Origin of the sequence: Nonomuraea sp. KM90 (genome assembly GCF_052246675.1) — a bacterium.
Lineage (GTDB): Bacteria > Actinomycetota > Actinomycetes > Streptosporangiales > Streptosporangiaceae > Nonomuraea.
The window spans coordinates 1-5,346 of the sequence record NZ_JBQQCB010000266.1 but is presented as its reverse complement, the minus strand read 5'-3'; the positions used below and the strand labels follow the sequence as shown (position 1 = coordinate 5,346).

Here is a 5,346-nt window from a genome sequence, read left to right as displayed (position 1 = left end):
CGCCTTGATACCGCGACCGACCCGAGCCGTATCGCTTCCGACGTCACCATCTGGACCGCTCAGGCATCTCGAGCACACGCAGCCCTCAGCCGAGACTCCTCACCCGACTTCTGAAACAGGCCCTAGGGTCGTAGGGGTGGAACACGGATGCGCGGGCTGCTCAGCTGACGGGTCAGGGAGTTCTCACCGTGCGCGGGCCGTGGCGGCGGCCAACCGCATGGCGTCGATGCCGCGGCTCTCCATCTCGTACGCCGCGTCCGCGTCTGCGACCACCTGCGCAGCGCTGGTGACGGCGTGCAGGATGCCACCCGAGGACAGGACACCGCCTCGGATGAAGTGATCCAGGATCAGGTCCTGCTGCTCGGCGGTGAAGGCCAGCCGTTGCGCGACCACGCCGATGACACCACCGGGGTCGCTCAGCGGGGTGCCGGCGTCGCGGCTGAGGTCGGCGATCTTCTTCTGGACGTAGGCGACGTCCAGGAACGTCCGCACCGCGTCCCGTGCCTTGGCGGTGATCAACGCGAGGTTCTTGGCATGGGTGTCGTCGCTCCAGCGCACGAACCCGTCGTCCATGGGACTGCCCAGGTGCACGGCTCGCATCACGTCCTGTTTGATCGTCATGCCGTTGCCGCAGGCCAGAGCGACCAGCCGCGCGGTGAGGGTGAAGGCGCCGCTGCCGACTTCGCTGTTGGACAGCACGAATCCGGCGAACACGAGCGGATCGTCGGCCGCGGAGCGGCCGGTGAACGGGCTGCGATAGTGCCGCAGCAGGTTGGGCGCGTACGCCTTGACTTGCTCGCACACCACGCGCAGGTACATGCGGCGCTCGCTCAGGTCGCCACCGTCGATGCGCACGTCGACACCCGCGTCCCGGATACCGGCCAAGGCCGCCATGAGTGCATCGAGGTTGTCGACGACCTTGTAGCTGTTGGACAGCAGGGCCCGGCCGACGCCGGCACCGTCCTGTCCGGCCAGGCCGCGGAACAGAAACCGCCGCTGCGGTGCGGCCCGCAGCCACCCGTTGACGTTGGCGTCGTACAGCGGCCCGTTCAGCTGGCGCAGGCGGCGCAGATACGCGCCGGGGATGGTGAGCTTGTCAGCGATCGACTGATCGCACACTGCGGTCGGCAGGTACCGGCCGGCGCTGATGGTGACCCCGTCGGGGCCGGGAATGGGTTCGGTGCCGAGGAGCTCGAGGTGGGTGCCGACGGCGCGCAGCTGCGCGGCGGGCACGATCACGTCGACCTTGTGCGCGTGCTGGCCGCGCAGGACATTGACGAGATCGCCGAGGCAGGCGTTGCGGACCGTCAGTGGCGGCATCGGCGGAGCGAGAGTCACGGCAGGGTTCACTTTCTGCGACGGAAGGGCGCGCGGCGATGCACGGCGCCGGGCCAAAGGACGCAAGGTCGAGGACGGGGCGAAAGACCGCATCGTGAGGCAGGGTGCATGCGGTCACGCGGCGCACGCCGCGCTGAGGTCCAGCTGACTGAACCGGCAGGGATCCGGACGGCATGAATCCAGTGCGCAGGATTCGGCCGGGCCACCGGGGAACGGGGACGCGGGCGCAGGCACTGCGGCGCACCCGAGTGCGCACACTGTGTGCGCCACGCGGGCCGCGGGCAGATCGAGAACGGCGACAGTTATGCTCGCGTCGCTGCCGTGGCGGTGAGCCGCGGCGGCGATCTGCGTGGCCGCCTGCGTGCACACCTCGGCAGCGCACCGGTCGAGCGTCAGCAGCCGCGACAGCGCCGCCTCGCCCACGTCCGTGGTGAGGTCTCGGTTGCCCAACAGCATGCGGCGCACATGCTGCTGTGACGGGCCCGGGCCGCCGCTCGTGCGAGGCAGGCGGGCGCTGCTGACGCGGCCGCCGGCAGACGAGGCCGCTGACACCGGTGACGGACCGATCAGCTGGTAGCACGTTCCGGTGGCGGTCGCCAGGTAGGCGTGCGCGCTGCCCATCCAGCCCACATCCACCGCAGCGTGGCTGATGACCAGGGTGATGAGCGTGGGCGCCAGGCCTGTTACGGCGACGCGACGGCTAGCCGCACCGTCGGCCGGATCTGCCGCTGCCTGGAGCGCTGTGACAGCAGCATGGACGCCGGCGGCGGCATGCTGCGTGTGCACGGCCGCCACCGCGCTGACCTTCGCGGCGATCCGCGCCGCCGCCGCTGCTACGCGCGAGGGATCGTGACCGGGACAGCTGACGGAGCAGATCGTCACCGCCGTGTGAGGCCCGAATGGCGCCACCTCGGTGCGATGCTGCCACGACCCGGGATTGGAACGCACGGCCAGTGTTCCGCCACCGGGCAACGAGAGCTGGAGCATAGGCGCAGGGGACATCGCTCTCCTCATGAACTGCCGACACAGGGTTCGGATAGGGCCGGAAGTACTGCTGCTGTTGTGCTGGGCCGGGTGCGGAAGAGCCTGCCGGGTGGCGTGGATGCGGGAACAGGTCGGCCAGGCCGTCGTGGTGGGGGTGCGCCGGATGGGCACCGACATCGTCCGGCAATTGGCCAAGATGCGCTCCGCTGTGCACGCTGTTCCAGGTCGTGGGTCAGGAGGGTCAGGCCGGGTGTGTTCTCCGGGTGGGCGCTCCTCCCAGTACGCCAGCAGTGGGTCGTGACGTTCGCGTCAAGACCGGCCGACGAGGCGACCGGCGGGTCGAGGACGGTGAGGTCGGGTCGGAATGTCCGACCGGGGACGTGACCCGTCCTCACGGGAAACACTTCCAGCCGCGTGGCCATCAGGCGACTCAGGCGACTCAGGCGACTCAGGCGAGCATGGGTGGGCAACAGCGCACTGGCTTCCTTGCTTGTCTGAACGGCTAAGCGCATGGCCACGGACATGCCCGCGCAAGATCGTGAAAGGGCTCACACCGAGCGCGCCGGCAAGAGCGACGTCGGTCCGCTATCTATCCCATCGCCTGCGCGATGGCCGTCAGCCATGCGGGAAAACACGCAGGGGCGGTAGCAGGCACTCGGGCGCCTTGGTGCTGTGTGGCCTGTGGAAGATGACGAGCCGGTGGTGCGGCGCTGCTGCAACAGCAGGTAGTGCGCATGCACTGGCTGGTGTTCTGCCGCGCGGCCGCCGGCCGTGTCTTATCTCGTTCCTGCTGAGTTCCACTGTGAGGGTGCAGGCTCCAAGCGAGCATTGATGGCTCAGCGGTTCTCTACAGGTTCGTGTGTGCAGGTCAGGGTTGATAGGGCAGGGTTGATAGGGCAGAGCCCGGTCAGGGTGCATCATGATCGCCGAGTTCGCGGCCGGAGGCCTCGGTGGTGCCGGTCGCCCCGGCAAACAGTCCGCTTCCTCGCCGCCGGCGCGGGTCCGGCAGCACACTCGCGACCTCAACAGTTGCACGCGCGAGAACCCACGTTGCCGGACCCGGGATCGGCGGCGCGTATTCGGTCGCCGGGGCAACCGACACCACCGATCCTCTCGCCGGCGCCGGCCAGACGCTAGGGATCCGCGCACGTGTCGCGGCGGTGGGGTGTCACGCGCTCGGCTGCACGTCCTGCTTTTGCTGCTGCGCTTGCCGCTCCAGGGCGCTGGCGATCAGGTCCGGCAGGTGCTTACGGACCATGGCGCGGACGCGGACGATGCTGCCGCCGCCCCACTGGTGGAGCTCGCGCACCAGCGGTTCGATGTCCGCGAGATCCGGGGTCGGCTTCGGCAGCACACCCGCCTGGTCCGCCCGGTCGAAGACGTCCCGATACGCGCCACCCCAGCCCTGGTTGTCGCCGAAGGCTTCCAGGGCCTCTCGGGACAGCGGAAGTGCCCGCAGCACAGCCTCGGCGTACTCGCGGTAGCTACGGCCGATCTCGGGGTCAGCGGCGATGAAGCGCACCAGCGGGTTCTCGGCGGTGGTCAGGTCCTGAAAGGCCTGGTCGCGCTTCTCCTTGTATGCCTGCTGCGCGGTGCCGAGGGCCGTGGTGCGCCTGTCCTCGGCTTCAGCGAACGCCGTGGCCTCCTCCGGCGACATGTCGGCGCGCCACTCGGGACGCGGGTTTTCCGCGCCTGCCCGTTCACGGTCGATGTTGTAGGTCTTCTGCGCCTCGTCGACGGCGTTGAAATACGCCTCTACCTCAGAAAGCATGGGTTTGTCCTCCACGTGGGTTACGGGTTTTATGCTGGCCACCAGCCGGTGTGCACGACGCGATGTCGCACGAGATGGGGCCAAAAGGGGGCCGGCGGGATCGAGTGTCGATTTGTTGAGCACAGCTTCGAGGGTTCCTCGGCTGCGGTGGGAAACGTCAGAGCCTGCCGCTCGATGGCTCACGCGCGCGGGGTACCTAGTGGCGCCGCAGGTGGCGGAAGTTGCCGCGGGGTCGGAGAGGCGTACCACCTTCCTTCAAAAGCCGGTGAATCATGCCGTAAGAGCGCTGGTAGTGGGCGGCGATGGCGCGGATGGACGCGCCACCGGCGTAGCGTTTCCGTACGTCCTGAATCATTTTTCGACGTTCTGCGCCAACGACGCGGTAGGACTTGTTGCCAGGCATGAAAAGCCTTTCTTGAACTCGAGAACAACGACGAGAAGAGATGTTTCAGAACAGCTCGATATTTTTTGAAAAGCCTCGCCGAGAAGCTGCCGCAACGAAGGTCGGTGGTACGCGACTATTGCGTCGAGCGAACCTAACGAGTCAGCATGTAGAGCCTCGGTGTGTGGAACCGTCATCATGGCGGGCGCCCGGCCCCCTCGTATTCAGACAGTGGGGTAGCAACCACGGGCGGGGCCAATACCGCGCTCCTCGACATGCCGCCTTTGCCGGAGTTCCGCAGTTCCTGGTGGTGCTGGTGACACGGTTATGGGCAACAGGCCAGGTAAGCGGCGTTCGCGGTGGTGGCACAACGAAGTCCGATCCGTGTCACTAGGAACACCGCTCGACACCTTGATCCTTAACGTCGTCCGAGGCCAGGGTGGTGCGTGTCACCAGTGGCGACACGAACTGCGGAACCCGGGCTTTGCAGGCCGGCTGATCGTCGAGGAGCATCCCCGTGCGATGGTGGCCTCTGCCGGGGAGTTCGATGACGCAGGCTGAGAGGGCCAACAGGGTGACCGGGCATTCGTTGCCCGATAGTCGCTCGCCCAATGGTGGGAGGCCGCCGAGTTCGACCTTTCCCCACCCCGCCTTACCGATGTGGGTTTGTGCCGGACCACGGTCGAGGTCGGGTTCAGCGCCCCATCGGCCCCTGCACCGTGGCGGCGGCGCCTGGCCGGGATTCGAACCCGCACCCTCCGGATCGAGAGTCCACAGCACTGACCTGCTGTACTGTGCTGTGCTACCCACGGTTCAAGCCGCTCTCGGCGGCGCCCCCCTCAGGGTGGCCGGCCGAGAACGACGGTGCTTG

General features: G+C 67.8%; 4 protein-coding genes. All 4 read right to left on the bottom strand.

Annotated elements, in window-relative coordinates; all coding sequences use genetic code 11:
* Positions 1 to 183: 183 nt before the first annotated feature.
* Positions 184 to 1,431 (bottom strand): DUF932 domain-containing protein, encoded by a 1,248-nt coding sequence (locus tag ACTWPW_RS62805; RefSeq protein ID WP_443174818.1) that lies wholly within the window; start codon positions 1,429 to 1,431, stop codon positions 184 to 186.
* A gap of 21 nt (positions 1,432 to 1,452) precedes the next feature.
* Positions 1,453 to 2,325: a hypothetical protein gene (locus ACTWPW_RS62800; protein WP_443174817.1), complete on the bottom strand. Its 873-nt coding sequence runs from the start codon at positions 2,323 to 2,325 to the stop codon at positions 1,453 to 1,455.
* 1,165 nt (positions 2,326 to 3,490) lie between these two features.
* A complete protein-coding gene (locus tag ACTWPW_RS62795; RefSeq protein WP_443174816.1) occupies positions 3,491 to 4,093 on the bottom strand; it encodes a hypothetical protein in 603 nt (200 codons plus the stop codon).
* Positions 4,094 to 4,289: 196 nt separating this feature from the next.
* Positions 4,290 to 4,496 carry a helix-turn-helix domain-containing protein gene (locus ACTWPW_RS62790; protein ID WP_443174815.1) on the bottom strand — a complete coding sequence of 69 codons (207 nt, stop codon included), beginning with the start codon at positions 4,494 to 4,496 and terminating at the stop codon, positions 4,290 to 4,292.
* Positions 4,497 to 5,346 lie beyond the last annotated feature (850 nt).

Coding starts and splice junctions, on each gene's coding strand:
- ACTWPW_RS62795 (WP_443174816.1), bottom strand. CDS start 4,093: ATGCTTTCTGAGGTAGAGGCGTATTTCAACGCCGTCGACGAGGCGCAG.
- ACTWPW_RS62790 (WP_443174815.1), bottom strand. CDS start 4,496: ATGCCTGGCAACAAGTCCTACCGCGTCGTTGGCGCAGAACGTCGAAAA.
- ACTWPW_RS62805 (WP_443174818.1), bottom strand. CDS start 1,431: ATGCGGTCTTTCGCCCCGTCCTCGACCTTGCGTCCTTTGGCCCGGCGC.
- ACTWPW_RS62800 (WP_443174817.1), bottom strand. CDS start 2,325: ATGCTCCAGCTCTCGTTGCCCGGTGGCGGAACACTGGCCGTGCGTTCC.